20 protein-coding genes and 1 pseudogene are annotated in these 23971 nt (G+C 50.0%); 4 read left to right on the top strand and 17 right to left on the bottom strand.

Annotation, left to right across the window (positions count from 1 at the left end):
* Window positions 1-56: 56 nt before the first annotated feature.
* The gene (locus AC5M9B_RS08220) at window positions 57-470 is read left to right on the top strand and encodes a hypothetical protein (RefSeq protein ID WP_487648494.1); all 414 of its coding nucleotides are present in this window, start codon (window positions 57-59) and stop codon (window positions 468-470) included.
* Here the strand turns inward: AC5M9B_RS08220 and AC5M9B_RS08215 are convergent.
* Both AC5M9B_RS08215 and AC5M9B_RS08210 read right to left on the bottom strand, forming a co-directional pair.
* Window positions 457-564: pseudogene (locus tag AC5M9B_RS08215) on the bottom strand (IS5/IS1182 family transposase); the annotation flags it as partial. The gene AC5M9B_RS08220 and the pseudogene AC5M9B_RS08215 sit on opposite strands and share 14 nt — an antisense overlap.
* Before the next feature lie 140 nt (window positions 565-704).
* Window positions 705-2960, bottom strand: a complete 2256-nt coding sequence (locus tag AC5M9B_RS08210) for a nitric-oxide reductase large subunit (RefSeq protein WP_487648493.1) — start codon at window positions 2958-2960, stop codon at window positions 705-707.
* A gap of 474 nt (window positions 2961-3434) precedes the next feature.
* Between AC5M9B_RS08210 and nirK the strand changes: the two genes are divergently transcribed.
* Window positions 3435-4625 carry a copper-containing nitrite reductase gene (gene nirK / locus AC5M9B_RS08205; RefSeq protein ID WP_487648492.1) on the top strand — a complete coding sequence of 397 codons (1191 nt, stop codon included), beginning with the start codon at window positions 3435-3437 and terminating at the stop codon, window positions 4623-4625.
* Between the two features lie 268 nt (window positions 4626-4893).
* On the top strand, window positions 4894-5649 hold the full coding sequence (locus AC5M9B_RS08200; RefSeq protein WP_146736136.1) for a formylglycine-generating enzyme family protein: 756 nt from the start codon (window positions 4894-4896) through the stop codon (window positions 5647-5649).
* 254 nt (window positions 5650-5903) lie between these two features.
* Here the strand turns inward: AC5M9B_RS08200 and ispG are convergent, their stop codons facing one another.
* The 10 genes from ispG to argH form a co-directional block, all read right to left on the bottom strand.
* Entirely contained in the window at window positions 5904-7169 is a 1266-nt protein-coding gene (gene ispG / locus AC5M9B_RS08195) for a flavodoxin-dependent (E)-4-hydroxy-3-methylbut-2-enyl-diphosphate synthase (RefSeq protein WP_487648491.1), read from the bottom strand.
* A 2-nt stretch (window positions 7170-7171) separates the two neighbouring features.
* On the bottom strand, window positions 7172-8044 hold the full coding sequence (locus AC5M9B_RS08190; RefSeq protein ID WP_487648490.1) for a helix-turn-helix domain-containing protein: 873 nt from the start codon (window positions 8042-8044) through the stop codon (window positions 7172-7174).
* 4 nt (window positions 8045-8048) lie between these two features.
* On the bottom strand, window positions 8049-8804 hold the full coding sequence (gene pilW, locus AC5M9B_RS08185; protein ID WP_487648489.1) for a type IV pilus biogenesis/stability protein PilW: 756 nt from the start codon (window positions 8802-8804) through the stop codon (window positions 8049-8051).
* A gap of 2 nt (window positions 8805-8806) precedes the next feature.
* The gene (rlmN, locus tag AC5M9B_RS08180) at window positions 8807-9901 is read right to left on the bottom strand and encodes a dual-specificity RNA methyltransferase RlmN (RefSeq protein WP_487648488.1); all 1095 of its coding nucleotides are present in this window, start codon (window positions 9899-9901) and stop codon (window positions 8807-8809) included.
* Window positions 9902-10162: 261 nt separating this feature from the next.
* Window positions 10163-10588, bottom strand: coding sequence for a nucleoside-diphosphate kinase (gene ndk / locus AC5M9B_RS08175; RefSeq protein ID WP_003744626.1), 426 nt, complete (start codon window positions 10586-10588; stop codon window positions 10163-10165).
* 119 nt (window positions 10589-10707) lie between these two features.
* Window positions 10708-11844, bottom strand: a complete 1137-nt coding sequence (zapE, locus tag AC5M9B_RS08170) for a cell division protein ZapE (protein ID WP_487648487.1) — start codon at window positions 11842-11844, stop codon at window positions 10708-10710.
* Window positions 11845-12149: 305 nt separating this feature from the next.
* The gene (locus AC5M9B_RS08165; protein WP_003744632.1) at window positions 12150-12464 is read right to left on the bottom strand and encodes an integration host factor subunit beta; all 315 of its coding nucleotides are present in this window, start codon (window positions 12462-12464) and stop codon (window positions 12150-12152) included.
* 10 nt (window positions 12465-12474) lie between these two features.
* Window positions 12475-14160 carry a 30S ribosomal protein S1 gene (gene rpsA, locus AC5M9B_RS08160; protein ID WP_003744633.1) on the bottom strand — a complete coding sequence of 562 codons (1686 nt, stop codon included), beginning with the start codon at window positions 14158-14160 and terminating at the stop codon, window positions 12475-12477.
* A gap of 155 nt (window positions 14161-14315) precedes the next feature.
* Window positions 14316-14975, bottom strand: coding sequence for a (d)CMP kinase (cmk, locus tag AC5M9B_RS08155; protein WP_070656771.1), 660 nt, complete (start codon window positions 14973-14975; stop codon window positions 14316-14318).
* A 226-nt stretch (window positions 14976-15201) separates the two neighbouring features.
* The gene (gene argH / locus AC5M9B_RS08150) at window positions 15202-16581 is read right to left on the bottom strand and encodes an argininosuccinate lyase (RefSeq protein WP_487648486.1); all 1380 of its coding nucleotides are present in this window, start codon (window positions 16579-16581) and stop codon (window positions 15202-15204) included.
* Window positions 16582-16659: 78 nt separating this feature from the next.
* On the opposite strand from argH, the gene AC5M9B_RS08145 reads away from it, so the two are divergent.
* Window positions 16660-17700, top strand: coding sequence for a sensor histidine kinase (locus tag AC5M9B_RS08145; RefSeq protein WP_070613351.1), 1041 nt, complete (start codon window positions 16660-16662; stop codon window positions 17698-17700).
* A gap of 90 nt (window positions 17701-17790) precedes the next feature.
* Here AC5M9B_RS08145 and AC5M9B_RS08140 read toward each other — a convergent pair whose 3' ends face one another.
* From AC5M9B_RS08140 to AC5M9B_RS08120, 5 genes are all read right to left on the bottom strand, one after another.
* Window positions 17791-18432 (bottom strand): glutathione S-transferase family protein, encoded by a 642-nt coding sequence (locus AC5M9B_RS08140; RefSeq protein WP_487648485.1) that lies wholly within the window; start codon window positions 18430-18432, stop codon window positions 17791-17793.
* Window positions 18433-18498: 66 nt separating this feature from the next.
* Entirely contained in the window at window positions 18499-19017 is a 519-nt protein-coding gene (locus tag AC5M9B_RS08135) for a PqiC family protein (RefSeq protein ID WP_003768992.1), read from the bottom strand.
* The gene (gene pqiB / locus AC5M9B_RS08130; RefSeq protein ID WP_487648484.1) at window positions 19017-20678 is read right to left on the bottom strand and encodes an intermembrane transport protein PqiB; all 1662 of its coding nucleotides are present in this window, start codon (window positions 20676-20678) and stop codon (window positions 19017-19019) included. The genes AC5M9B_RS08135 and pqiB overlap by 1 nt, the downstream gene beginning before the upstream one ends.
* Window positions 20675-21985, bottom strand: coding sequence for a paraquat-inducible protein A (locus tag AC5M9B_RS08125; protein ID WP_101810697.1), 1311 nt, complete (start codon window positions 21983-21985; stop codon window positions 20675-20677). Before AC5M9B_RS08125 ends, pqiB begins: the two co-directional genes overlap by 4 nt.
* A gap of 303 nt (window positions 21986-22288) precedes the next feature.
* Window positions 22289-23506, bottom strand: coding sequence for an aspartate kinase (locus AC5M9B_RS08120; protein ID WP_487648483.1), 1218 nt, complete (start codon window positions 23504-23506; stop codon window positions 22289-22291).
* Between the last annotated feature and the right edge of the window lie 465 nt (window positions 23507-23971).

The raw sequence follows: 23971 nt of genomic DNA, 5'->3' as shown, positions 1-23971 counted from the left end.
CCTATTGAAAAACGCCGACGCTTCTACTTGCGTTCACGAACTGAGACATTTCTTCCTTGAGACTAACCCGCATCGCCCGCGACCTGACCGCCAAACCTGTCGAGAACCTGACCGGGCAGGAGCGGCAATTCCTGTCCGACGCTCAGACGACCTTGGATTGGTTCGGCGTGAAAGACCTTGCCGCATGGGACACGATGAGAATGAACGAGCAGCGCGAGAATCACGAGAAATGGGCGCGCGGTTTTGAAGCCTACCTGTACGAAGGCAAAGCACCAAGCGAAGAATTGCGCGGGTTGTTCCGCCGTTTCCGTTCATGGTTGAAACAGGTATATCACTCACTGAAAAACCTGAATGTCGAATTGACCAATGAAGTCCGCAGCGTGTTTGACCGAATGTTTGCCAACGACGAGCAGATTCAGCAAACCCAATACATTAACGGCATGGCTCCGTTGTCTGATATAGTGGATTAAATTTAAACCAGTACGGCGTTGCCTCGCCTTGCCGTACTATCTGTACTATCTGCGGCTTCGTCGCCTTGTCCTGATTTAAATTTAATCCACTATAATAAGGCGTAAGCGAGCATGAACCAAGCTAAGCTGCCCTACCCCTTTCAGGCAACTCTCCATCAAGTTTCTTCTATCTTCCAAAATAAAAGGTCGTCTGAAAATTTCAGACGACCTTTTGTGTAGTATTCAAGCTAGGATTTATTTATCGCGGCTAAATACGATTTTGGTTGCTTGGATGGCTACGCAGATTGCACCGCCGATGAAGATCAAGTCGGCTGCTGTACGTACCCAGCGCAGGGTGTCGAGGATTTCCATTTGCAGGAATTCTTCGCTACGGGCATACCACAGGCCATGAGTGATGGAAGCGTATGCTTGAATGGCGCCGACAGGCAGCAGGCTGATGGCGATCATGCCGACCAAGCCGCCGTTGAGCAGCCAGAAGCCCCAAGTCATGAGTTTGTCGTCGAAATGTGCGTTTGGTTTCAGGTAGCGGGCAACCAGCAACACGAAGCCCAGTGCCAAGAAGCCGTACACACCGAACAAGGCTGCGTGTGCGTGAACTGCGGTAGTGTTCAGACCTTGGATGTAGAACAGGGAAATCGGCGGGTTAATCAGGAAGCCAAATACGCCGGCACCGATCATGTTCCAGAAGGCGACTGCTACGAAGCACATCAGCGGCCAACGCAGGCGTTTCGCCCAGTCGGACAGGTGTTGGTAAGACCAGTGTTCGTAAGCTTCACGACCCAACAATACCAGCGGTACGACTTCCAATGCGGAGAAGCAGGCGCCGATTGCCATAGATGCGGAGGTAGAACCGGAGAAGTACAGGTGGTGCAGCGTACCCGGGATACCGCCCAACATGAAGATGGCGGCAGCAGCCAGAGTAGAGGCAGTAGCGGTACTGCGGCGGACGAAGCCCATGTTGTAGAAGATGAAGGCAAAGGCTGCGGTAGCGAATACTTCGAAGAAGCCTTCTACCCACAGGTGAACTACCCACCAGCGCCAGTATTCCATGACGGCAATCGGGGATTTTTCGCCGTAGAACAGACCAGGTGCGTAGAACACACCGACACCGACCATAGAGGCAACGAAGATTGCCAGCAGGTTTTTATCCACGCCTTTTTCTTTAAAGGCGGAGACGGTGCAGCGCAGCATCAGGAACAGCCACAACAACAGACCGACCATCAGCAGGAGTTGCCAGAAACGGCCCAAGTCGAGGTATTCGTAACCTTGGTGTCCGAACCAGAAGTTGAATTCAGGTGGAATGACGTGGGTCAGGGCGAAGAAGTTACCTGCGTAAGAACCGCCGACTACGATGAACAGGGCGATGTACAGGAAGTTCACGCCGGCGCGTTGGAACTTGGGATCTTTGCCGCCGTTAACAATCGGAGCCAGGAACAGACCTGCTGTCAGGAAGCCGGTTGCAATCCAGAAGATGGCGGATTGGATGTGCCAAGTACGGGTCAATGCGTAAGGGAACCAGTCGGACATTTCGAAGCCCAGCGCTTCGTCGATGCCGTAGAAACCCTGACCTTCGACGGTGTAGTGTGCAGTCAGACCGCCCAGTAACACTTGTACCACAAACAGGGCGACTGTCAGGAAGACGTATTTGCCCAATGCTTTTTGGGAAGGAGTCAGCTGTACTTTGGAAATCGGGTCTTCAGTCGGAACTTCTACTTCTTCGTGTTTGGTCAGGAAGGAGTAACCCCACATCAGAAGGCCGATACCCATCAAGAGCAATACAACGCTGGTGAACGACCACATATAGTTTTCAGTAGTCGGTACGTTGTTGATCAAAGGCTCGTGCGGCCAGTTGTTGGTGTAGGTGAAAGTCTCGTCGGGACGGTTGGTCGAAGCAGACCATGAAGTCCAGAAGAAAAAGTTGAACAGTTTTTCGCGCGCTTCTTTACTTGGCAATGTGTTGTTTTTCATTGCGAAGTGTTCGCGTGTTTTCTGAAGGGCAGGATCATCGCCGTATACGCCGTGGTAGTAAGGCAGGATGCTCTCAATGGCTTTTACACGGGTATCGCTGATGACGACGCTGCCGTCTTCTTTAATACGGCTTTGGTTGCGGTATTCGTCGGCAAGGCGGGTTTTCAGCACGGCTTGTTCTTCGGGAGAAACTTCGTCGAATTTTTTGCCGTAAGTCTCTTGCGCGGTCAAATCCAACCATGCGACCAGCTCGCGGTGCAGCCAGTCGGCTGTCCAGTCGGGAGCTTGGTATGCGCCGTGTCCCAATACGGAACCGACTTCCATACCGCCGGTGGTTTGCCAGGCTGATTGACCTGCCAAAATATCGTCTTTAGTCATCAGCTGCGTGCCTGATGCCGAAACGACTCTTTCAGGATAAGGCGGGGCTTTTTTATAAACCTCGCTGCCCATGTAGCCAAGAATGGTAAAGCAGACTGCCAGGACGGCAAACAGCAAGTACCATAACTTCTTGTACTGTCCCATTTCAGAACTCCTTATTTTGGTGAAAAGTGGTTGCTTATAAATTCATACTATATGAATGTTAAAGATTGTAGCACTCTTTTCAGGCAAAAGAAATATTCTCTTAACAACAATCTTTAAAAAACAGGGATATAGTCAATAATAATTCTTATTCTCAAAAATACAATGGCATTTTTGTAAAGAATCGGATAAAACATGTGAACAATAATAGACGATTTGATGTAGTTTTATCTAATTATTAAGTATTAATTGAGTATTAAATTAGGTAGTAAAAGTTCATCTTTAATGAATTAATTGATTTAAGTCAAGATATGGCGGTAAAACCGGCTACATAATCCTACAAAAGTTCACAAGAGATGCCTTTTCAGACGACCTAAATATGGAAGTTCGAAAGAGCTAAAAGCGGTATACCGCAGATAACAGAGTTTGAGAAATTACCCTAACCTTCTTAGATAATTACTAAAGGAAATGACAACTATGAAACGCCAAGCTTTAGCTGCAATTATTGCTTCAGTTTTTGCTTTAGCCGCTTGTGGTGAACAAGCTGCCCAAAAACCTGCCGAGCAAACCGCTTCCGCTACTGCAACTACCGAAGCTCCTGCTTCCAGCACTGAGGCTGCTGCCGAAACTCCTGCAGCCGATCTGCCTGTTATCGATGCGGTAACCACTCACGCTCCTGAAGTTCCGCCTGCCATCGACCGCGACCATCCTGCACGCGTACGCGTGAAAATGGAAACCATCGAAAAAACCATGAAAATGGACGATGGCGTGGAATACCACTACTGGACATTTGACGGCGACGTTCCAGGCCGCATGATCCGTGTACGCGAAGGCGATACCGTAGATATCGAATTCTCTAACAACCCGTCTTCTACCGTACCGCACAACGTTGACTTCCACGCTGCTACCGGTCAAGGCGGTGGTGCAGAAGCCAGCTTCACTGCTCCGGGCCGTACTTCTACATTCAGCTTCAAAGCCCTGCAACCCGGTCTGTACATCTACCACTGTGCCGTTGCTCCTGTCGGTATGCACATCGCCAACGGTATGTACGGTCTGATCTTGGTTGAACCTAAAGAAGGTCTGCCTAAAGTGGACAAAGAGTTCTACATCGTACAAGGCGACTTCTACACCAAAGGTAAAAAAGGTGCGCAAGGTCTGCAACCGTTCGATATGGACAAAGCCATCGCCGAACAACCTGAATACGTTGTATTTAACGGTCACGTAGGCGCTATCGCCGGCGACAACGCCCTGAAAGCCAAAGCAGGCGAAACCGTCCGTATGTACGTGGGTAACGGTGGTCCGAACCTCGTTTCTTCCTTCCACGTTATTGGTGAGATCTTCGACAAAGTTTACGTAGAAGCCGGCAAACTGATCAACGAAAACGTACAAAGCACCCTGATCCCTGCCGGTGGCGCAGCGATTGTCGAATTTAAAGCCGATATTCCGGGCAGCTATACTTTGGTTGACCACTCTATCTTCCGTGCGTTCAACAAAGGCGCGTTGGGTCAATTGAAAGTAGAGGGCGCAGAGAACCCTGAAATCATGACCAAAAAACTGGAAGACAAAGCCTATGTAGGTAGCGGTGCAGCTTCAGCTCCTGCCGCTTCTGCTCCAGCTGATTCAGCAGCGCCTGCTTCCGCAGCATCTGCAGGTAAAGGCGGCTACTAATCCAGTCATCTCGGCATAGAAATAGAAAAAAGCCACTGCTGTTCCGGCTGATGCAAGGACAACAGTGGCTTTCTTCCACGACCAATCGAAAGATTGGTTTTTCAGACGACCTCTCAAGCATCGAAGGTCGTCTGAAAAACCGGTTTCAAGCATTCACGAACCCGACAAGCCAAAAACACAATAATCAGACGGCTTCTGAGGATTTTTATCCGGTTTCGCTATATAATCAAAGCCTAATAATCCCCGTATTCAGATTAGAAAGCCCGTTATGAAACTCATACCACTCATCGCCCTATTTACCCTTGTCGCAAGCGGCAGTGCAGCGGCGGCCGAAATGGCAAAAGTTGAAGGCGGCAGCTACCGCCCGCTCTATCTGAAAAAAGAGACAAACCTCATCAAAGTCAAACCTTTCCAAATCGACAAGTACCCCGTTACCAATGCCGAATTTGCAGAGTTTGTCAAAAAACATCCCCAGTGGCAAAAAGGTAAAGTCAGTTCCAAACAAGCCGAACCTACCTACCTGAAACATTGGGTTAAAACCGGCAGCAACAGCTACGCGCCCAAACCCAACGAACTGAAACATCCGGTAACCAACGTATCTTGGTTTGCCGCTAACGCTTACTGCACTTCACAAGGCAAACGCCTGCCGACCATAGACCAGTGGGAATTTGCCGGACTCGCCTCCGCTACTCAGAAAAACGGTTCTGCCGAACCCGGCTACAACCGCACCATTCTTGACTGGTATGCAGACGGCGGCAGAAACGGCTTGCACGATGTCGGCAAAAGCAAACCCAACTACTGGGGCATTTACGATATGCACGGTCTGATTTGGGAATGGACGGAAGACTTCAACAGCAGCCTGTTGTCGTCAGGCAATGCCGATACGCAAATGTTTTGCAGCGGCGCATCCGTAGGTTCCAGCGATCCATCAAATTACGCCGCCTTCCTGCGCTACGGCATACGCACCAGCCTGCAATCGAAATACGTCCTGCACAACTTGGGCTTCCGTTGCGCCTCGAAATAACCGGTTTCATCACCAAAGCAGCTTTGGCGGTACTGAAAGGTATCGCCTTTTTTTTGAGTTTGAGGTTAATTTGAAAATAGCGAATGGACAAAACCTCGTGCCTAACAAATTTAGCATGACCAAGTTTCTAACGGATTGAATATTCCAAGCAACTGGTCTATCTCTCTACCTCTTCCTAATTTTCATTAATAAATATACCAGCAAACCAAAGGTCGTCTGAATGTTTTTCAGACGACCTTTTTTGTTTATGCCTATCAAGCGGACTGTATCGGGATAATACGGTTTTGACTGCGTTTGGCACCGCCTTCGCAATAGTTGGTTTTGACGTATTCTTCGACAATTTCCAAGAATTCGGCTGCGATGTTGTCGCCTTTTAAAGTCACTTTACGCTCCCCGTCAACATAAACCGGTGCAACAGGGGTTTCGCCGGTTCCGGGCAGGCTGATGCCGATGTCTGCCAGTTTGCTTTCACCCGGCCCGTTAACGACGCAACCCATGACGGCGACGTTTAAAGACTCCACGCCGGGATAGATGGTGCGCCATACGGTCATTTTTTGACGCAGGTAATTTTGTACGTCTTGGGCGAGCTCTTGGAAGACCGTACTGGTGGTGCGTCCGCAACCGGGGCAGGCGGTAACCATAGGGGTAAATGAGCGCAGCCCCATGGTTTGTAAAATTTCCTGACCAACAATGACTTCCTGAGTACGTGAACTGCCGGGTTCGGGGGTGAGTGAAATACGGATGGTGTCGCCGATGCCTTCTTGGAGCAGTACGGCCAAGGCGGCGGTAGAGGCGACAATGCCTTTGCTGCCCATGCCTGCTTCCGTCAAGCCTAAGTGAAGCGGATATTGGCAACGGCTGCCCAGCTCGCGGTAAACTTGAATCAAATCCTGAACGGAGCTGACTTTGCACGACAAGATGATTTTGTCTTCGGGCAAACCTAACAAAACGGCTTTTTCAGCAGATTCCAGCGCCGAAATAATCAAGGCATCTTTCATGATTTCTTCAGGCGGTTTGGGCGATGAGGACGCCAGATTGGCATCCATCATGCGCTTGGCGAGGCTTTGGTCAAGCGAACCCCAGTTGACGCCGATACGGACGGCTTTGTCGTTTTCGGCGGCAGTTCGAATCATATAGGCAAATTTTTCATCACCTTTTGCGCCTTTGCCGACATTTCCGGGGTTGATGCGGTATTTGGACAAGGCTTTGCCGCACTCGGGAAATTCCGCCAACAGACGTTCGCCATTGAAATGGAAGTCGCCAATCAGCGGGGTGGTGTAACCCATGTCGTCCAAACGCTGGCGGATTTCGGCAACTTTGGAGGCGGCTTCCGGGCTGTTGACGGTAATGCGCACCATTTCTGAGCCTGCATCGCTCAATTCTTTGACTTGCAGGGCGGTTGCTTTAGCATCTGCGGTATCGGTATTGGTCATTGATTGCACGACAACGGGAGCATCTGAACCGACGGTGAGATGATCGATTTGTACTTGATGGGTTTGGCGGCGTTTGGGTGTGTTCATCTTTATTTTTTTCCTGCTACAAAGGAAGCTGATTTTTCACCGGCAGCCCGGTATTCTGCCAGATTGATGGTTGTCCCGCCATAATTGGCTTGTGCGCCTGTGGCAATACCGATCCAGACATTGTAGGGCGCACCGCCTTTAAAACGCCTTTCGCTTCCTGCGGGAATGATCCGGCTGAAAATCATGGTACCTTTCTTGTCGGTGATAATCAGATTACTTCGGTATTGGACTTTAATCCAAAGCTCGTCTGAATCGACTTTGACTTCAGGTGCGGATGCCGCTGCTTCGGATGTGGCGACACTTGAAGCTGCTTTTTCGGCATTGGATATTTCTTGTTTGCCGTTTTCTGCCATATTGGAAACGGCAACATTTTCTTTTTTCAAATCCGGCGTCTGCATACTGTTACGTACTGCATCGCTGTTTTGCGCGACTTGTTGTTCGTTTTCATGATTGGACTTGCTTTGCCAAACATAAATACCGCCGCCAAGCAGGATGAACGCTGCTACGCCCAAAACCCATTTGGGAAAGCCGACTTTTTCACCATCTTGGTAGTTTAAGCCGGTATTTTGTTTGCGATCTACCAGATAGACATGGTCTTCTTCCGGCGCAGAAATGGCTTTCAGACAACCTGTAATGCTTGCTTCATCGATTTTCAACAGGCGGGCATAAGAACGCAGATAGCCCATAACGAAGACCAATCCTGAAAAGAAAGAATAGTCTCCTTTTTCAAGGGCTTCAATTTGTTCGGCAGACAGTTTCAACCGTCGTGCCACTTCGTCAATATCCCAACCTGATTTTTGTCTGAGTTGTCCCAGCTCATCACCCAATGATTTGGCAGCTTGAATGTCGTATTCGTTTTTCTTTTGATTTTCCATGTGGTTACTTACCTGTGGTTACTGCCTGTAATTGTTCCGAATAGGGGAAGTTTGCCCTTAACTGGGCTTCGTATTCGTAGGCTGCCTGGCTATTGCCCATAGCGGTCGCCAATTTCCAGCCCAGCAGCAAATCATCTGCCTGCAAGACATCGACTTTGCTTTGGTATTGGCGGAAATAATAATCCGCTTCGTTTAAATTACCTGCCAGCATTTTGGTTCTTGCCAATTCTTTAAACGCAGGCGGGAATTGAGGTTGCGCAGCCAAAGAGCGTTCGAGATAAGCTTCTGCCAGCGAATATTGTTCCATCTTCGCGCTGCAAATGCCCTTGTTGAGGTTGGCGATAAACGGAGAAGGATAAGTCGGATCGGCCAGGGCTTTGTCAAAATAACTGATGGACTGGGCAGGATTATTCATCTCGCTGCACAAGAACCAGCCGTAGTTATTGTTGATTTCCGCATTGTCAGGTTTTAAAGATAGGGCTTTTTGGAAGCTTTCCTGCGCCTTTTCGCGCACTTTGAGATATTGATAGATTTGCGCGCGAACCAGCCATGCATCTTCATTGCTGTTGTCTGCTTTCAATGCCTCTTCAATACTGACCGTTGCTTGACGGTAATCGCCCCCGCGCATGTATTCGATAGCCAACTGGGTTTTGATATTGGCAACTTGTGTTGCACGTTCCGCTCTGCTTGGACCTTTCGGGCCGGCGCATGCGCCCAAAACCAAAGTTAAAATAATGGGTTGCCAAATGTTCAGTTTCATAATCAGCTCTGTTGTTCAACCAAAATCTGCTGCCATTTTTGTTGGCGGCGTGTTTTATCTTGTACTTGTCCTGCCAATTGACCGCAAGCTGCGTCAATATCGTCGCCACGCGTTTTACGGACGGTTACCACGAATCCTGCCTGCTGCAAAATATCGCGGAAAACGCGGATATTTTCATTGGTAGATCGTTCGTAGCCGGAATTGGGGAAAGGATTGAACGGAATCAGATTGAATTTGCACGGTACGTCTTTTACCAGCTCAATCAGTTCGCGCGCATGTTGCGCCTTATCATTGATTCCGTCCAACATAACATATTCAAAAGTAATGAAATCTCTTGGTGCTTTGACCAAATAGCGTTGGCATGCCGCCATCAACTCTTTCAACGGATATTTTTTATTCAGCGGAACGATTTGATCGCGTACTTCGTCGTTGGAAGCATGAAGGGATACTGCCAGCGCAACAGGCATTGCATCGCGCAGCCTGTCCATTTGCGGCACCATGCCTGATGTGGAAACGGTAACGCGGCGGCGGCTTAGGCCGTAGCCATGATCGTCCAGCATGATGCTCAGCGCAGTAACGACATTATCAAAGTTCGCCATTGGCTCGCCCATGCCCATCATGACTACATTGGAAATCACGCGTTCGTTTTTCGGCGTAACGCCCATTGCTTTATTTGCCCACCACAGTTGCCCGATGATTTCGGCAGCGGTCAGATTACGGTTGAAACCTTGGCGGCCGGTAGAGCAGAAGGTGCATTCCAATGCGCAGCCGACTTGCGAGGAAATACACAACGTACCGCGTTCTGCTTCGGGGATAAACACTGTTTCCACGCCGTTGCCCGTTCCTACATCCAGCAGCCATTTGCGCGTACCGTCGGTGGATTCTTGCGCCATCATCAGTTTGGGCACATCCACGATTGCCTGTTCGTTGAGTTTCAGGCGCAGGGATTTTGCCAAATCGGTCATTTCATCGAAACTTTGCGCACCGGCTTGGTGAATCCAGCGCATGACTTGTTTGGCGCGAAACGGTTTTTCACCCATTTCGGCAAAATGATGGGTCAGTCCGTTTAAATCGTAATTCAGTAGATTGGTTTTCATGTGGTTTATTTCTTGGTAAAGCTTTTGAATAAAGGCTGTCGCGATAAATCTTGCAAATCCGGCGGATTAGGGCGTTGCATAGTGGGTTTGAACATGTCTTGAATCTTGTTGAGCAAACAGCTTTTATTTTCAAGCTCCTTCTATCATATTTTCAGACGACCCCCATTTGAGAAAGGTCGTCTGAAAACAGATTGAGACAAACAATATCGACAAAACCGTCCAAACGCCCGAACCGGTCGGACGCTCGAACGGTATTTATCGTTAACGCGGGCAGATTTCGCTTTGGCTGAAGAAGTAGGCAATCTCGATTGCTGCATTTTCCAGACTATCAGAGCCATGTACGGCGTTTACGCTGAGAGATTCGGCAAAATCGGCACGTATCGTACCGGGAGCGGCTTCGGCAGGATTGGTTGCGCCCATCAGTTCACGGTTTTTTGCAACGGCATTTTCACCTTCCAGTACCTGAATCATCACAGGACCGCTGGTCATAAAGGCAACCAAGCTGTCGTAAAAAGGACGCTCTTTGTGCACAGCATAAAACTCTTGGGCTTCGCGCACGCTGAGGTGCTTCATTTTGGCGGCGACAATACGCAGTCCGTTGTCTTCAAAACGGCTGTAAATTTTGCCGATTACATTTTTACCTACAGCATCGGGTTTAACGATGGAGATCGTGCGCTCAATAGCCATATTATGTCCTTGTTTTTATTGCGTTGTGCAATAGTCTGAGTTTGAGGAAAATGAGATGCTATTTTAGCAAATTTCAGTTTGCTTTGGGAAAAGCCGCACTTTTTTTCTTCGCCCCAATCTTATTTTTTCAACGTCAGATGCGGCTGTTCCAAATAAACTTCCGATTGCATTTCCACCATACGGCTGGCAGTGCGGGTAAATTCTTCGGCGAAATCGCCTTCGACATAAATATCGTTTACGCCTACCGCGCTGGTGGCACAGAGTTTCACTCGGAAATCGTACAGTACATCAATCAGCCAAGTAAGGCGGCGCGCTTCGGCTTTTTCTTGCGGTGTCAGACGTTCCAATCCTGATACGAACACCATTTCATAATGTTCGGCCAGATAGAGGTAATCGGCTTGCGAACGTGGACCAAAGCATAAAGCGCGGAAATCGAACCAAATGGTGCGATCGGATTGGGCTTTGTGCGGAATTTCTCGCCCGTGTATCACGCTGACGCCGGGATTCAATTCGGCAATTCCCGCCATTTCTTTAAATAAAGCAGCCAATTTTTGCTCGTTTTCTTCATTATTGGGAACGAAGAAAATCTCAGCAGGACGTAAAGTGCGCAGACGGTAGTCTTCTCCGCCATCAACATTTAAGACGGTCAGGCTGGATTCAATCAGCGCAATGGTCGGCAGAAAACTGCTTCTGTTTTGACCTTGGGGATAAAGCTCAGACGGGGCGTAGTTGGAAGTTGCCACCAAAACTACGCCTTCGCTCAACAAGTTTTCCAGCAGGCGACCCAGAATCATCGCATCCGCAATATCGCTGACGTGGAATTCATCAAAACACAATACGCGGGTCTCTTTGGCAATCTCGGCGGCTACTGCTTTTAAAGGATTAGCTTCGCTTTTCAAATCTTTCAAACGCTTGTGGATTTCCGCCATAAAAGCATGAAAGTGGACACGGCGTTTGCGGCGGTATGGCAAGCAGCCGAAAAAAGCGTCCATCAAAAAACTTTTGCCGCGACCTACGCCGCCATAAAAATACAAACCTTTCGGCACTTGAGGAGAGCGCAGGCTGCGTCCTAGGAAACGATTGCGTTTGCGTTTGAACATCATCAGTTCCGTCCACAAACGATCCAAATATTCAATCGCCCGCGCCTGTGCTTCATCGCGGATGAAATTCGGTTGCTCGGCTGCCGCCTGATACCAAGTCAGCGGGCTGTGGTTTTCAAACGGAGGGGCGACAAACAGTTGACCTCTATCACTCATATCTGACCTTTATTATGTTTTTGGGTTTGACAATTATAGTGGATTAACTTTAAACCAGTACGGCGTTGCCTCGCCTTGCCGTACTATCTGTACTGTCTGCGGCTTCGTCGCCTTGTCCTGATTTAAAGTTAATCCACTATACGTTTTATCAACGGGCAATCATTAAAAGAAACGTATTATAGATGATTTCAGACGACCCTATGAATTTTCCATTACAAATTCCGCCCAAATTACGAAAACAATAGAGAACCATATTTTCAGACGACAAAAAACGCCGCATTTCTGCGGCGTTCGTTTACTCAGGTTTAGTTGGCATTTTCTTGTAAAGCCAAGTCCACACGTTCACGCAATTCCTTACCGGGCTTGAAGTGAGGGACGTGTTTTTCAGGCACTTCCACACGTTCGCCGGTTTTGGGGTTGCGGCCGATACGGGCCGGGCGATGGTTCAAATCGAAGCTGCCGAAACCACGGATTTCAATACGCTGACCGCGAGCCAGCGAGCGGGTCATGGTATCAACCAAAACCTTTACGCTGTATTCGACGTCTTTTGCCAGCAATTGGTTACCGTTTTTCTCGGCAAAAACTTCTGCCAAACGAACCATTAATTCAGACTTCGTCATGTCTGCAACCTTATTCTTGGTCGCCGGACAGTTTGGCTTTCAGCAAGTCGCCGAGGCTGGTAGTACCGGCGCTGGCGGTTGCAGCAGCGTTGACTGAATTCAGGGCTTCGCGGTTTTCTTTGGCGTCTTTAGCTTTAACAGACAGGCGGATGCTGCGGTTTTTGCGGTCGACGGTAACGATAACGGCTTCAACCTCGTCACCTTCTTTCAGTTTGGTGGTCAGGTCTTCAACTCGGTCGGCTGCGAATTCGGAAGCAGGCAGGTAGCCTTCTACTTCGTCAGACAGGGCAACAACGGCACCTTTGGCGTCAACAGATTTCACAGAACCTTTAACCAAAGAACCTTTGTCGTTTACGCTGATGAAGTTACCGAAAGGATCGCCTTCCAGTTGTTTGATACCCAAAGAGATGCGCTCTTTGTCAACGTCGATTGCCAATACAACGGCTTCAACTTCTTCGCCTTTTTTGTATTTGCGTACAGCTTCTTCGCCGGCTTCAGTCCAAGACAGGTCAGACAGGTGAACCAGACCGTCGATACCGCCGGGCAGACCTACGAACACACCGAAGTCAGTGATGGATTTAACCGCACCGGAGATTTTGTCGCCTTTGTTGTGGTTGGCAGCAAATTCTTCCCAAGGATTGGCTTGGCATTGTTTCATACCCAAAGAGATACGGCGGCGGTCTTCGTCGATTTCCAGAATCATGACTTCAACTTCGTCGCCCAATTGTACGACTTTGCTTGGGTGTACGTTTTTGTTGGTCCAATCCATTTCGGAAACGTGTACCAAACCTTCAATGCCTTGTTCGATTTCAACGAACGCACCGTAGTCGGTCAGGTTGGATACTTTACCGAACAGACGGGTGCCTTGTGGGTAACGACGGGTCAGACCGCTCCAAGGATCTTCGCCCAATTGTTTCATACCCAGAGAAACACGTTGTTTGTCTTGGTCGAATTTCAGGACTTTGGCTTCAACTTCTTGACCAACTTCCAAGACTTCGCTCGGGTGTTTCACACGGCGCCATGCCAAGTCGGTGATGTGCAACAGACCGTCGATGCCGCCCAAGTCAACGAATGCACCGTAGTCGGTGATGTTTTTAACGATACCTTTGATGATAGAGCCTTCTTGCAGGTTTTCCAGCAGGGCTTTACGCTCTTCACCCAAAGTAGCTTCCAGAACGGCGCGGCGGGAAACCACGACGTTGTTGCGTTTTTTGTCCAGTTTGATGACTTTGAATTCGATTTCTTTGCCTTCAAAGTGGGAAGTGTCTTTAACGGGACGCACGTCAACCAGAGAACCCGGCAGGAATGCGCGGATGCTGTTGATCATAACGGTCAGGCCGCCTTTGACTTTGCCATTGATAACGCCGGACAGGATGTCGCCGTTTTCCATCGCTTCTTCCAAAGCGATCCAGTCGGCAGCACGTTTGGCTTTTTCGCGGGACAGTTTGGTTTCGCCGAAGCCGTTTTCAACAGATTCGATGGTAACGGTAACGAAATCGCCAACTTTAACTTCAATCTCGCCCTGAGCGTTTTTGAATTCAGCAACGTCAATCAGAGATTCTGATTTCAGACCTGCGTTTACAGTAACGAAGTTTTGATCAATGCCGACTACTTCGGCAGTAATCACTTCACCTGGGTTCATCTCTTGCAGGGTAAAGCTTTCTTCAAGCAGCTGGGCAAAATTTTCCATAGTCATATATACTCTTTTCGGTACACCGCCAAGGGGTGCGGGGTAGGTTGGAGAATGCCTGCCGCCCTTGGCACGACAGGCTTTGAAAATAAATATTTCAGACGACCTTCGGATGCTCCAAAGGTCGTCTGAAACAAAACGCAGGGATTATACCCTAAATTTTAAACTTTATGATACCAATCAAGCACTTTTTTTACAGCTTCTTCGATACTCAGCCCGCTCGTATCCAAAAGCTCGGCATCGGGGAGCTGCTTTAAGGGCGCGACACTGCGGCGGCGGTCAGCTTCGTCCCGTGCTTCAATGTCCGACAAAATCCGTTCAAATTCCAAGCCTTCGCACGGAATGCCAATTTGTTTGGCGCGGCGTTCCGCCCGTATTTTCGCACCTGCGGTCAGGAAAATCTTTAACGCCGCATCAGGGAAAACAACCGAACCCATATCGCGCCCGTCTGCGACCAAACCTTTTTCCGTCAGAAAATCACGCTGCCGCTGCAAAAGCGCGGCACGCACTTTCGGCAACTGCGCCACTGCAGAAGCGCCCATACCGATTGCTTCGCTGCGGATTTGTCTCGAAACGTCTTCATCATCCAAAAAGACCTGCGACCCTTCAAAGCGGGCGGGCAGATTTTCCGCCAACTCGGCAACCGCCTCTTCATCGCTCCATTCCACATCCCGTTTCTTCGCATAGAGCGCGGTCAGGCGGTATAACGCGCCGGAGTCCAGATAATCAAATCCCAAAGCCTGAGCGACACGGGAAGCGACCGTACCTTTTCCCGACGCGCTGGGGCCGTCTATGGCGATGACTTTTTGTTTGGTATTCATATTTTAACTTTCTGAATAATGTAGGAGGTCGTCTGAAAACAGATACACCGGAAATATCTTAAACTTTTGCGAATATACAGGTAATGGTTAAAGTTCCAGGACGACCTGGAATTTTACGGGGGTAATGTTAAAAAGCAAATCTGACTATTCGCCAGTTACTTCACCAGAAAAGGTCGTCTGAAAGCCCTATTTTTGGTTTTCAGACGACCTTTCTATCTATTTCTCTTTAAGCCAACAGTTCCCGCCAGCGTTTCACTTGGAAGCGGACTTGCTCCGGCGCGGTTCCGCCCAAGTGGTTGCGCGCGTTCAGACTGCCTTCGGGTGTCAGTACGCCGTACACGTCGTCTGAAATCAGATCGCTGAAGCCTTGCAGAACTTCGAGCGGCAGTTCGCTCAAATCAACCCCCGCTTGGTCGGCGTGGCGCACGGCTTGAGCGACGACTTCGTGACTGTCGCGGAAAGGCATGCCTTTTTTCACCAAGTAATCCGCCAAATCGGTGGCAGTGGCGAAGCCCTGCATCACGGCGGCGCGCATATTGTCGGGTTTGACGGTTACGCCGCGCATCATATCGGCGTAAATCCGCAGGGTGTCGATGAGCGTGTTGGCGGTGTCAAACAGCGGTTCTTTATCTTCCTGATTGTCTTTGTTGTACGCCAAGGGTTGTGATTTCATCAGGGTAATCAAGCCGATAAGGTGTCCGATGACACGGCCTGACTTGCCGCGCACGAGTTCGGGAACGTCGGGATTTTTCTTCTGCGGCATGATGGACGAACCTGTGCAGAAACGGTCGGCGATGTCGATAAAGCCGAAACGCGGACTCATCCACAAAATCAATTCTTCGGACAAGCGGCTCAGGTGAATCATAACCAGCGAGGCGGCTGCGGTGAACTCAACGGCAAAATCGCGGTCGGATACGGCATCAAGCGAGTTTTGGCAGATTTGTTCGAAACCCAGCAATTCGGCGGTGATTTCGCGCTGAATCGGATAGGTCGTACCGGCAAGGGCGGCAGCGCCGAGCGGCATACGGTTGACGCGTTTGCGACAGTCTGCCATGCGTTCGAAATCGCGTCCGAGCATTTCGACGTAGGCGAGCATGTGGTGCCCGAAGCTGACGGGTTGGGCGACTTGCAGATGGGTAAAACCGGGCATGACGGTTTCGGCGTTTTGTTCCGCCAAATCAACCAAAGCCGTTTGCAGGCTTCGAATCAGGTCTTGAATAACGGTAATCTGATCACGCAGCCAAAGGCGGATGTCGGTAGCGACTTGGTCGTTGCGGCTGCGACCGGTGTGCAGGCGTTTGCCGGCGTCGCCGATTTTGTCGGTCAGACGGCGTTCGATGTTCATGTGGACATCTTCCAAATCCAGCGACCAAGAAATAGTACCGTCCTTGATTTCTGCTATAATCTCCGCCATTCCCTGACGGATCGCCGCCAAATCTTCTTCACTCAAAACACCTGATTGAACAAGCATTTGCGCGTGCGCCAGCGAACCCTGAATGTCCCACTCGGCAAGCCGTTTATCGAAATCGATCGAACCGGTGTATTTTTTTACCAGTTCGGAAACAGGCTCGTTGAAACGGCCAGACCAGGTTTTGTCCTTACTCATGGTTTCATCCTCAGATAAAATAACAGAGCCGCTAAGGCTCGTATAAACGCATTAAAAGAAAACGGTTGGAAATATTTTATGTCTATTATACGTCAAATCAACAATACATTCGCCGCCCCCGACCTGCGCAATTCCGCGACAGTCGTGCGCCTTTTGATTATTGTCTTGGGCAGTCTGTTTTTTCTGCCCTTAATCAGCGATTCCTCACTCTCCTATTCTGCAGAAATTTACCATCACTCCAAATGGATTTTCCCCGTACTTTTGGGTATTTTGATCAAAGCATATTTCGTCAATATATTCGTACCTTCCATCAAAGAAGCACCCTACGGCGTCATCATTACCTATCTTTTGAACCTGTCGATATTTGTGATTGTTGATTTTGTCGTTTTAAAAACGAATGGCAGATCGCTGTCGCAACATTTTTTCCTGTTCAACCTGTTCCTGCTCGGGCTGATGTATTACGAAGCTTCGCGCCGGAACGGCCTTGCGCCTTCGGTTTCCGAAGCTCGCCTCAGCGCGTTGACCGCCCGCATCCGCCCGCATTTCCTGTTCAACAGCCTTAATGCCGCCATCAGCCTGATCCGCCTGCGCCCGTATGACGCGGAAACCCTGTTGGAAAACCTCGCCAACCTCTTCCGCGCCCAACTGCGCGACGGCAGCCAAAGCAGTACTTTAGGACAGGAAATCGAGTGGGCGCAAGAATACATCGCCATCGAACAAATCCGCATGGGTCATATGCGCGTACAGGTTATGTGGCAGCACCAAGCACCCGATGACGCGGAAACGCCGCACCTCCTGCTCCAACCCCTTTTGGAAAACGCGGTCTTCCACGGCGTCGAATCGACCCACCGCCCCGGCATGATTACCGTGTTTACCAAGCTCAACAAATCATCCATCTACATCCGCATCGAAAACCCGTACACCCCGCCCGAAAGCAGCGAAAACGCCAAACCGCACAAAGGCAACTCAATGGCATTGCACAACCTCAAAGAACGCCTGACGCTGATGTACGACAACGATGCCAAAATCCAAAGCCGCCAACTCGACGGCATTTTCCGCGTCGACATCCGCCTACCTTACCGCAAAAAAGCGTCTGATGTGAACAGACTGTTCGGTTGAGAAAACATCGCCGAATATAACAACAAAGGTCGTCTGAAAACCTGATTGCGAAGGGTTTTCAGACGACCTTCTGGTTTTAATAATCTTGATTTATGCCACAGGCGGCATTTGGGCGGCGGTTTCTTGCGTCCATGCTTGGGTTTCGGCGAAAGCGGGGCGGGCGAGATGTTTGGCGGCGTAGCGTTGCAATACGTCGGTTTCATCGGCAGGCAACACTTTCCAATTTTGCGTTAAGTGCAGAATCAGCGCGGAGCAGTACAAATCCATCGCGGTAAAGCTGTTGCCGACGATGTAGTCGCGGTTTTTCAAGTGTTCACGCAATGTGTTCCATGCGGTATCAAAATCGCCGTAACCGATTTGGCGGCGGCACTCGGGCGTTTCGACCGGCAGGTTGTGCAGTTTGTTGAAGGCTGCGTATTCGAGGTGCATCAATATGCACATCCAGCGGTAGTATTCGCCGCGCTCCACCGTACCTGCGGCGGGGATGAGGTGTTTGTCGGGGAATTGTTCCGCCAAAAAGGTAATAATGGCGGTCGATTCGGTCAGTACGGCATCACCGAATTTGAGCGCGGGGACTTGGCCTTGTGGATTGATGGAGAGATATTCGGCGGATTTCATTTGCGTGCCGAACTGGACGGGAACGACGGTGTATTCCGCGCCGCACTCTTTGAGCATCCATACGACGTATCTGCCGCGTGAAAAGGGATGGGTATAAAGCGTGATGTTGTGCATGTTTCTTCCTTTTGTACGATGAATGGTTTTGGCGAAACCCACAGCAGGGATTTTCAGACGACCTCATCAATAGGCGATGCTTTTTGCCGCTTCGTTCAAACCGTTTTCCAAAGATTCCAGCATGGCGGTATAGCCGTCGCCTTGTTGCGGGGTGGTAACGTCAAACGGTTTGTTGCGTCCGTCCGGCCATAGGGCGTAGCCGCTGACGGTAGTCTGCCCCTGATAGCTGCCTTGGAAGGCTTCGACATAGATTTTCAGGGTTTGGCTGCTTTGGCTGCGTGAGGCGGGAACGAAAGTATGGCGCGGGTTGAGGCGGTTGAGTTTGTTGCTGAGGTTTGCCGCCAACGCGCCGTCAAGAGGCGCCGCCCAAAGGTGGTTCTTCGCCAGATTCACATGATACGCATCGGTTTGGTAAACGAGGCCGCCGTTGGCGAGCGGTTCGGCAAGGTTGACTTTGACCGCGATTTCACTGCCTTGCGCCGCCGGCCGGATGTATTGGCTGTCGGGCAGGACGAAATATTGCGGGCTTTGCGCGGTGCCGCAGGCGGCAAGCGTCAGGGCGGCGGCAATCGGGAAGAGGCGCATTATCGGCTTCCTTTCGGGATGGGATCTTTGCTGCTGCTGTTGAAAATCAGCGCATTGGGTTTTTCTTTCAAAGTATTAATGACGGGCTGTACGTCTCTGAGGGTTTTGTCCAAACTTTGCAGGGTATTTTGCACGTCGCCGTAGATGGGCGATTGCGGCGATACGCCTTGCAGGGTTTGGCGCAATTCTTTCAGGGTTTGGTTCAGCTCGTTCGGAATGTTTTGCGTTTGTGGTTTGCCGACCAGTTTGTCAATGGAGCTTAAAGCGGCATTGGCAGATTTGAGGGTGGATTTGAGTTCGGCGAGCGAACCGTTCAACCCGGCAACGGTTTTATCCAACGGCAGATTGTTGAATTTCTCTAACAAATCCGCCACTTTTGCCTGCAAATCATCCAAACCGCCGCCTTGTGTGGCAATGACGGTATCGCCTGCGTAAACGGTGTGCGGTCTCAGCTTGGGTGAAGATGAGGGTTGGTCGGTCAGTTCGACCATTTTGCTGCCGGTAATCAAGTTGTTGCTGGAAATGGTGGCGGTCAGACCTTTACCCAAAGCGGCTTGGAATTGTTGTTTCCAATGTTCTTTGCTTTGTTCGTCGGCATTGATTTCCATGCGCGACGGCTCGATGCGGATGCGCACGGGAATCCAGCCGTTTTCAAACAGATGCAGGCTGTCGTTTCGGTCAAAATAGGGAACGTCGGAAACCACGCCCACATTCAGTCCTTTATATTCGACGGGCGAACCGGCGGTCAGACCGCGCACGGACTGTTTGAAAAACGCGGTGTAATACAACGAACGGTCATCGGGCAGGTTTGCCACTTCGCTGCGGCTGTCGTAAAGCGTAAAACTGTCTTCGCTTTTCACATTTTTGCTGTTTTTGGTTTTTGGCGAATCAAACGAAATCGCGCCGGACAGCAAGGCGGGCAGAGGGGCGGAATTGAGTTTCACGCCGCTGCCTGTGGTTTCGATATTAATGCCGCTCTCCAGCCAAAAGCGGCTTTCCGAATTAATCAATTTGTCGTTCGGGCTTTGGATGAAGATGGTGTAATGCACGGTTTGGTTGGCAGGCTCGAAATGCGCGCTTTCTACCTGTCCGACCATAAAGTTTTCATAAAGTACGGGGCTGCTGACGTTGAGGATTTTATCGTTTTGACCGACCAGCTTCAGGCGCAGGCCGCTTTGTCCGATGGCGGCAATCGGCGGAATGTCCTGAACTTCAAATACGTCCTTCGTTTCATTGCTTTTGCCGGGCGTAAACGCGATATACGAACCAGACAGGAGCGTGCTCAAACCCGTTACGCCGCTTTGGTCGATACGGGGCTTGACCACCCAAAACTGCGTATCGCTGCGGATGAGGTCTTTCGCATCGGCGTTAAGTTGGGCGGTGACTTCCACGCCTTTTTGGTCGTCACGCAGCTTGATGCGGGTAACGTGTCCGACATCGACGTTCAATACTTTAATCACCGTGTTGTTGACTTCAATGCCTTCCGCGCTGTCCATCAAAAGCGTGACGACCGGACCTCGGTTGCGGATGTCTTTCACCAGCAGCCAGCCGCCTGCAATCAGCGCAATCAGCGGAATCAGCCACACGATAGACGTGAAGACATTGGTTTTTTTGACACGCGCGGGTGCGCGGTGTGTTTGAGAAGAATCGTGTTTTTTCATTGTTTCTGGTTATCGTCGGAATCGGGGTCGTCTGAAAGCTGCTGGTGTCTGTCCCAAATCAGGCGGGGATCGAAATAATAGGCAGACAGCATGGTCAATACTACCACCAGGCAGAAATAAACCGCCGCCCCGCCAGGGACGACGCGCGCCATATTGGTGTGGAACGAACTCATCAAAATAATAATCACAAAAATATCAATCATCGACCAGCGGCCGATGGATTCGGTAATCCGGTAAAGCACCGACATTTTCGGCGCGCTCATCGGCGGTTTGAAATAAGCGGATGCAATCAAAACCGCCATCGCGATAATCTTCAATACCGGCACCAAAATACTCGCGCTGAAAATAATCACCGCAATCAGCCTGTCACCGTCGTTCCACATATACACAATGCCGTTGAAAATCGTATTGACCTCCAGCGCGGTAGGGTTCGACGAAATCATAATCGGCAGAATATTCGCAGGGAAATACAGGATAAACGCCGCAATCAAAAACGCCAGCGAAATGCTCAGGCTTTTCGGGCGGCGGCGGTATAAATCCGCACCGCAAACCTCGCAAGGCTGCTCGTCTTTATCACGAAAATACAGGCAGCGGCTGCAACAGGTTTTGTCGTCGGATGCCGATTGCACCGCATCCCCGTCCGTCAGTCTGTGGATTTTATAATAAACCCAATGCTGCGGAATCGAGACCGAAGTCCGAATCAGCATGACCGACAGCGCAAACATCAAATAAAACGCCGAGCCGAATTCTACCGCCGCCACGGACGAGAGCTTGATATACGCCACCAAAGTGGAAATAAAAAACACATCCACCATAATCGCATGGCGCAGCCTGACCAAAACCCGCGTCGCAAACCGCAGCGCAGGATACGCCCGCTCGCGCACCAGCGCCGTATAAACATAGAGGCAAAGCAGTAAAAACAATACCGGCGCGCCAAAAGTCAGGACGAACATCACTTCCGCCAGAAAGCCGTAATCCTGATAAATCAAAAGCCGCATCATTTCCGGCAGCGACAGGACGGATGTTACGCCGAAGAGTTGCACGCGGATATAAACCATGCTGTACGCAAACGCCATCAAAATCAGCGAAGTGGTCGCGTAAGCCAGCGGTGCAACATAAGGATTGTTTTCCACCTCGACCACTTCATGATTGCACACCGGACAATGCGCCTCCTGCCCCTGCCGCAGGCGCGGAATATCCATGCGGTTGCCGCAGTCCGGGCAATCCACCGTATGCGCCGGCAGCGATGCGTCGGGCAGGTAGGATTTATAACGCCACCAACGCGTATAGCTAGGAATCGGTTTCATGAAGAAAGGGAGACAGAAAAGTATATAGAAAGACTCAGCATTATAAGGGAAAACAGAAAGATAGCCTAACCTCACTAAATGTTAAGGCACCAAAAGGTCGTCTGAAAACATTGCTGTTTCTGCCTATATCCGATAAGCCAGAGCAAATCAAAACAGCAAATATCTACATTGTTACCACCACCCTCCCCTGCAATTATTTCACCCAAAAATGTGTGATTCAAAAATCTGAGCTACTTTTCCACAATAAAATAAAAGGTCGTCTGAAAATAAGTTTTCAGACGACCTTTCAAACATATAACCCAATTAACCCAAATCAAACGCTTTGTGCAGGACGCGGGTAGCGAGTTCCATGTATTTCTCGTCAATCAAGACGGAAACTTTGATTTCTGAGGTAGAAATCATTTGGATGTTGATGCCTTCTTCGGCGAGGGTGCGGAAGATTTTGGCGGCAACGCCGACGTGCGAACGCATGCCTAAGCCGACTGCGGAGACTTTGCACACGGTGTCGTCGCCGTCGATGGCGGCTGCGCCGATGCTGTCTTGCAGTTTGGTCAGGATTTCGATGGTTTGTTTGTACTCGCCGCGCGGTACGGTGAAGGAGAAATCAGTGGTGCCTTCGCTGCCGACATTTTGGATGATCATATCGACTTCGATGTTGGCATCGGCAACCGCGCCTAAAATTTGGTAGGCGACGCCGGGTTTGTCGGGTACGCCGCGCACGTTGATGCGGGCTTGGTTTTTATCGAATGCGATACCGGTTACGGCAGCTCTTTCCATGTTTTCGTCCTCTTCAAAGGTAATTAAGGTGCCGTTGCCGCCGTCTTGCAGGCTGCTCAGTACGCGCAGGCGCACTTTGTATTTTCCGGCGAATTCTACTGAACGGATTTGCAAAACTTTCGAACCGAGGCTTGCCAGTTCGATCATTTCTTCAAATGTAACCGTATCCATGCGGCGCGCTTCGGGCACGACGCGGGGATCGGTGGTGTAAACGCCGTCTACGTCGGTATAGATTTGGCATTCGTCTGCTTTGAGGGCTGCAGCGAGCGCAACGGCGGAAGTGTCGGAACCACCACGTCCGAGCGTGGAAATATTGCCTTCGCTGCTGATGCCTTGGAAACCTGCCACGATAACGACTTTGCCTGCATCGAGGTCGGTGCGCATTTTTTCGTCATCGATGCTTTCGATGCGGGCTTTAGTATGGGAAGTATCGGTTTTGAGGGCGACCTGCCAGCCGGTGTAGCTTTTGGCATCCACGCCGATGTCTTTCAATGCCATTGCCAAAAGGCCGATGGTTACTTGTTCGCCGGTGGCTAAGACTACGTCCAGCTCGCGCGGATCGGGATGCTCCTGCATTTCGTGCGCCAGCGCAACCAGGCGGTTGGTTTCGCCGCTCATGGCGGATACGACGACAACGATGTCGTGTCCTTCGGCGCGGGCTTTGGCGACACGTTTGGCTACGTTTTTAATGCGTTCGGGCGAGCCTACTGATGTGCCGCCGTATTTATGTACGATTAACGCCATGTTTCGTGCTTTCTGTTTGAGATTGGTAGGGCAGCGCGGTGCTGCAAAGTCGGAATCTTCCCGTCTGCCGGAGTGGGTTTTCACGCTGCGGCAAAAGGCGGGTAAATCTTTGTATATTTTACTGTCGTTTACATGAATTTCAAAGATAAATTGGATTTTGGCGGCAAATAGGCCGTCGGATATCGGAGGTCGTCTGAAAATATGGTTTCAGACGACCTTTTGTTGTAGAACCAATGGTTAAATCACGTTATATTTTCCTATTCAATCAGCGCAAAATACTAGTTATTAATACCTATTTTATTTTAAAATATATTGAATTTAGGCATCAGGACACGATATAGTATCGTTCGTTCAAATTCAAACAACAAACATACGAAAGGAATTTTATTAGACCTCTTGCGAAAGTATCCTGAAGATTTACAATTCCCAAATGAAATACGAAAACCTAATCCAAAGAAGCGACAG

The sequence above is a fragment of the Neisseria flava genome, assembly GCF_982712965.1.
This window is presented reverse-complemented; position numbering and strand designations above follow the sequence as displayed.

What these genes read in the sequence shown, in the direction of transcription:
- cmk (WP_070656771.1), bottom strand. Translation starts at nt 14,975, where the DNA reads ATGAATACCAAACAAAAAGTCATCGCCATAGACGGCCCCAGCGCGTCG.
- AC5M9B_RS08140 (WP_487648485.1), bottom strand. Translation starts at nt 18,432, where the DNA reads ATGCACAACATCACGCTTTATACCCATCCCTTTTCACGCGGCAGATAC.
- AC5M9B_RS08190 (WP_487648490.1), bottom strand. Translation starts at nt 8,044, where the DNA reads ATGGAAAATCAAAAGAAAAACGAATACGACATTCAAGCTGCCAAATCA.
- AC5M9B_RS08165 (WP_003744632.1), bottom strand. Translation starts at nt 12,464, where the DNA reads ATGACGAAGTCTGAATTAATGGTTCGTTTGGCAGAAGTTTTTGCCGAG.
- pqiB (WP_487648484.1), bottom strand. Translation starts at nt 20,678, where the DNA reads ATGAAAAAACACGATTCTTCTCAAACACACCGCGCACCCGCGCGTGTC.
- pilW (WP_487648489.1), bottom strand. Translation starts at nt 8,804, where the DNA reads ATGAAACTGAACATTTGGCAACCCATTATTTTAACTTTGGTTTTGGGC.
- ispG (WP_487648491.1), bottom strand. Translation starts at nt 7,169, where the DNA reads ATGAACACACCCAAACGCCGCCAAACCCATCAAGTACAAATCGATCAT.
- zapE (WP_487648487.1), bottom strand. Translation starts at nt 11,844, where the DNA reads ATGAGTGATAGAGGTCAACTGTTTGTCGCCCCTCCGTTTGAAAACCAC.
- AC5M9B_RS08135 (WP_003768992.1), bottom strand. Translation starts at nt 19,017, where the DNA reads ATGCGCCTCTTCCCGATTGCCGCCGCCCTGACGCTTGCCGCCTGCGGC.
- argH (WP_487648486.1), bottom strand. Translation starts at nt 16,581, where the DNA reads ATGAGTAAGGACAAAACCTGGTCTGGCCGTTTCAACGAGCCTGTTTCC.
- rlmN (WP_487648488.1), bottom strand. Translation starts at nt 9,901, where the DNA reads ATGAAAACCAATCTACTGAATTACGATTTAAACGGACTGACCCATCAT.
- ndk (WP_003744626.1), bottom strand. Translation starts at nt 10,588, where the DNA reads ATGGCTATTGAGCGCACGATCTCCATCGTTAAACCCGATGCTGTAGGT.
- rpsA (WP_003744633.1), bottom strand. Translation starts at nt 14,160, where the DNA reads ATGACTATGGAAAATTTTGCCCAGCTGCTTGAAGAAAGCTTTACCCTG.
- AC5M9B_RS08125 (WP_101810697.1), bottom strand. Translation starts at nt 21,985, where the DNA reads ATGAAACCGATTCCTAGCTATACGCGTTGGTGGCGTTATAAATCCTAC.
- AC5M9B_RS08200 (WP_146736136.1), top strand. Translation starts at nt 4,894, where the DNA reads ATGAAACTCATACCACTCATCGCCCTATTTACCCTTGTCGCAAGCGGC.
- AC5M9B_RS08145 (WP_070613351.1), top strand. Translation starts at nt 16,660, where the DNA reads ATGTCTATTATACGTCAAATCAACAATACATTCGCCGCCCCCGACCTG.
- nirK (WP_487648492.1), top strand. Translation starts at nt 3,435, where the DNA reads ATGAAACGCCAAGCTTTAGCTGCAATTATTGCTTCAGTTTTTGCTTTA.
- AC5M9B_RS08120 (WP_487648483.1), bottom strand. Translation starts at nt 23,506, where the DNA reads ATGGCGTTAATCGTACATAAATACGGCGGCACATCAGTAGGCTCGCCC.
- AC5M9B_RS08210 (WP_487648493.1), bottom strand. Translation starts at nt 2,960, where the DNA reads ATGGGACAGTACAAGAAGTTATGGTACTTGCTGTTTGCCGTCCTGGCA.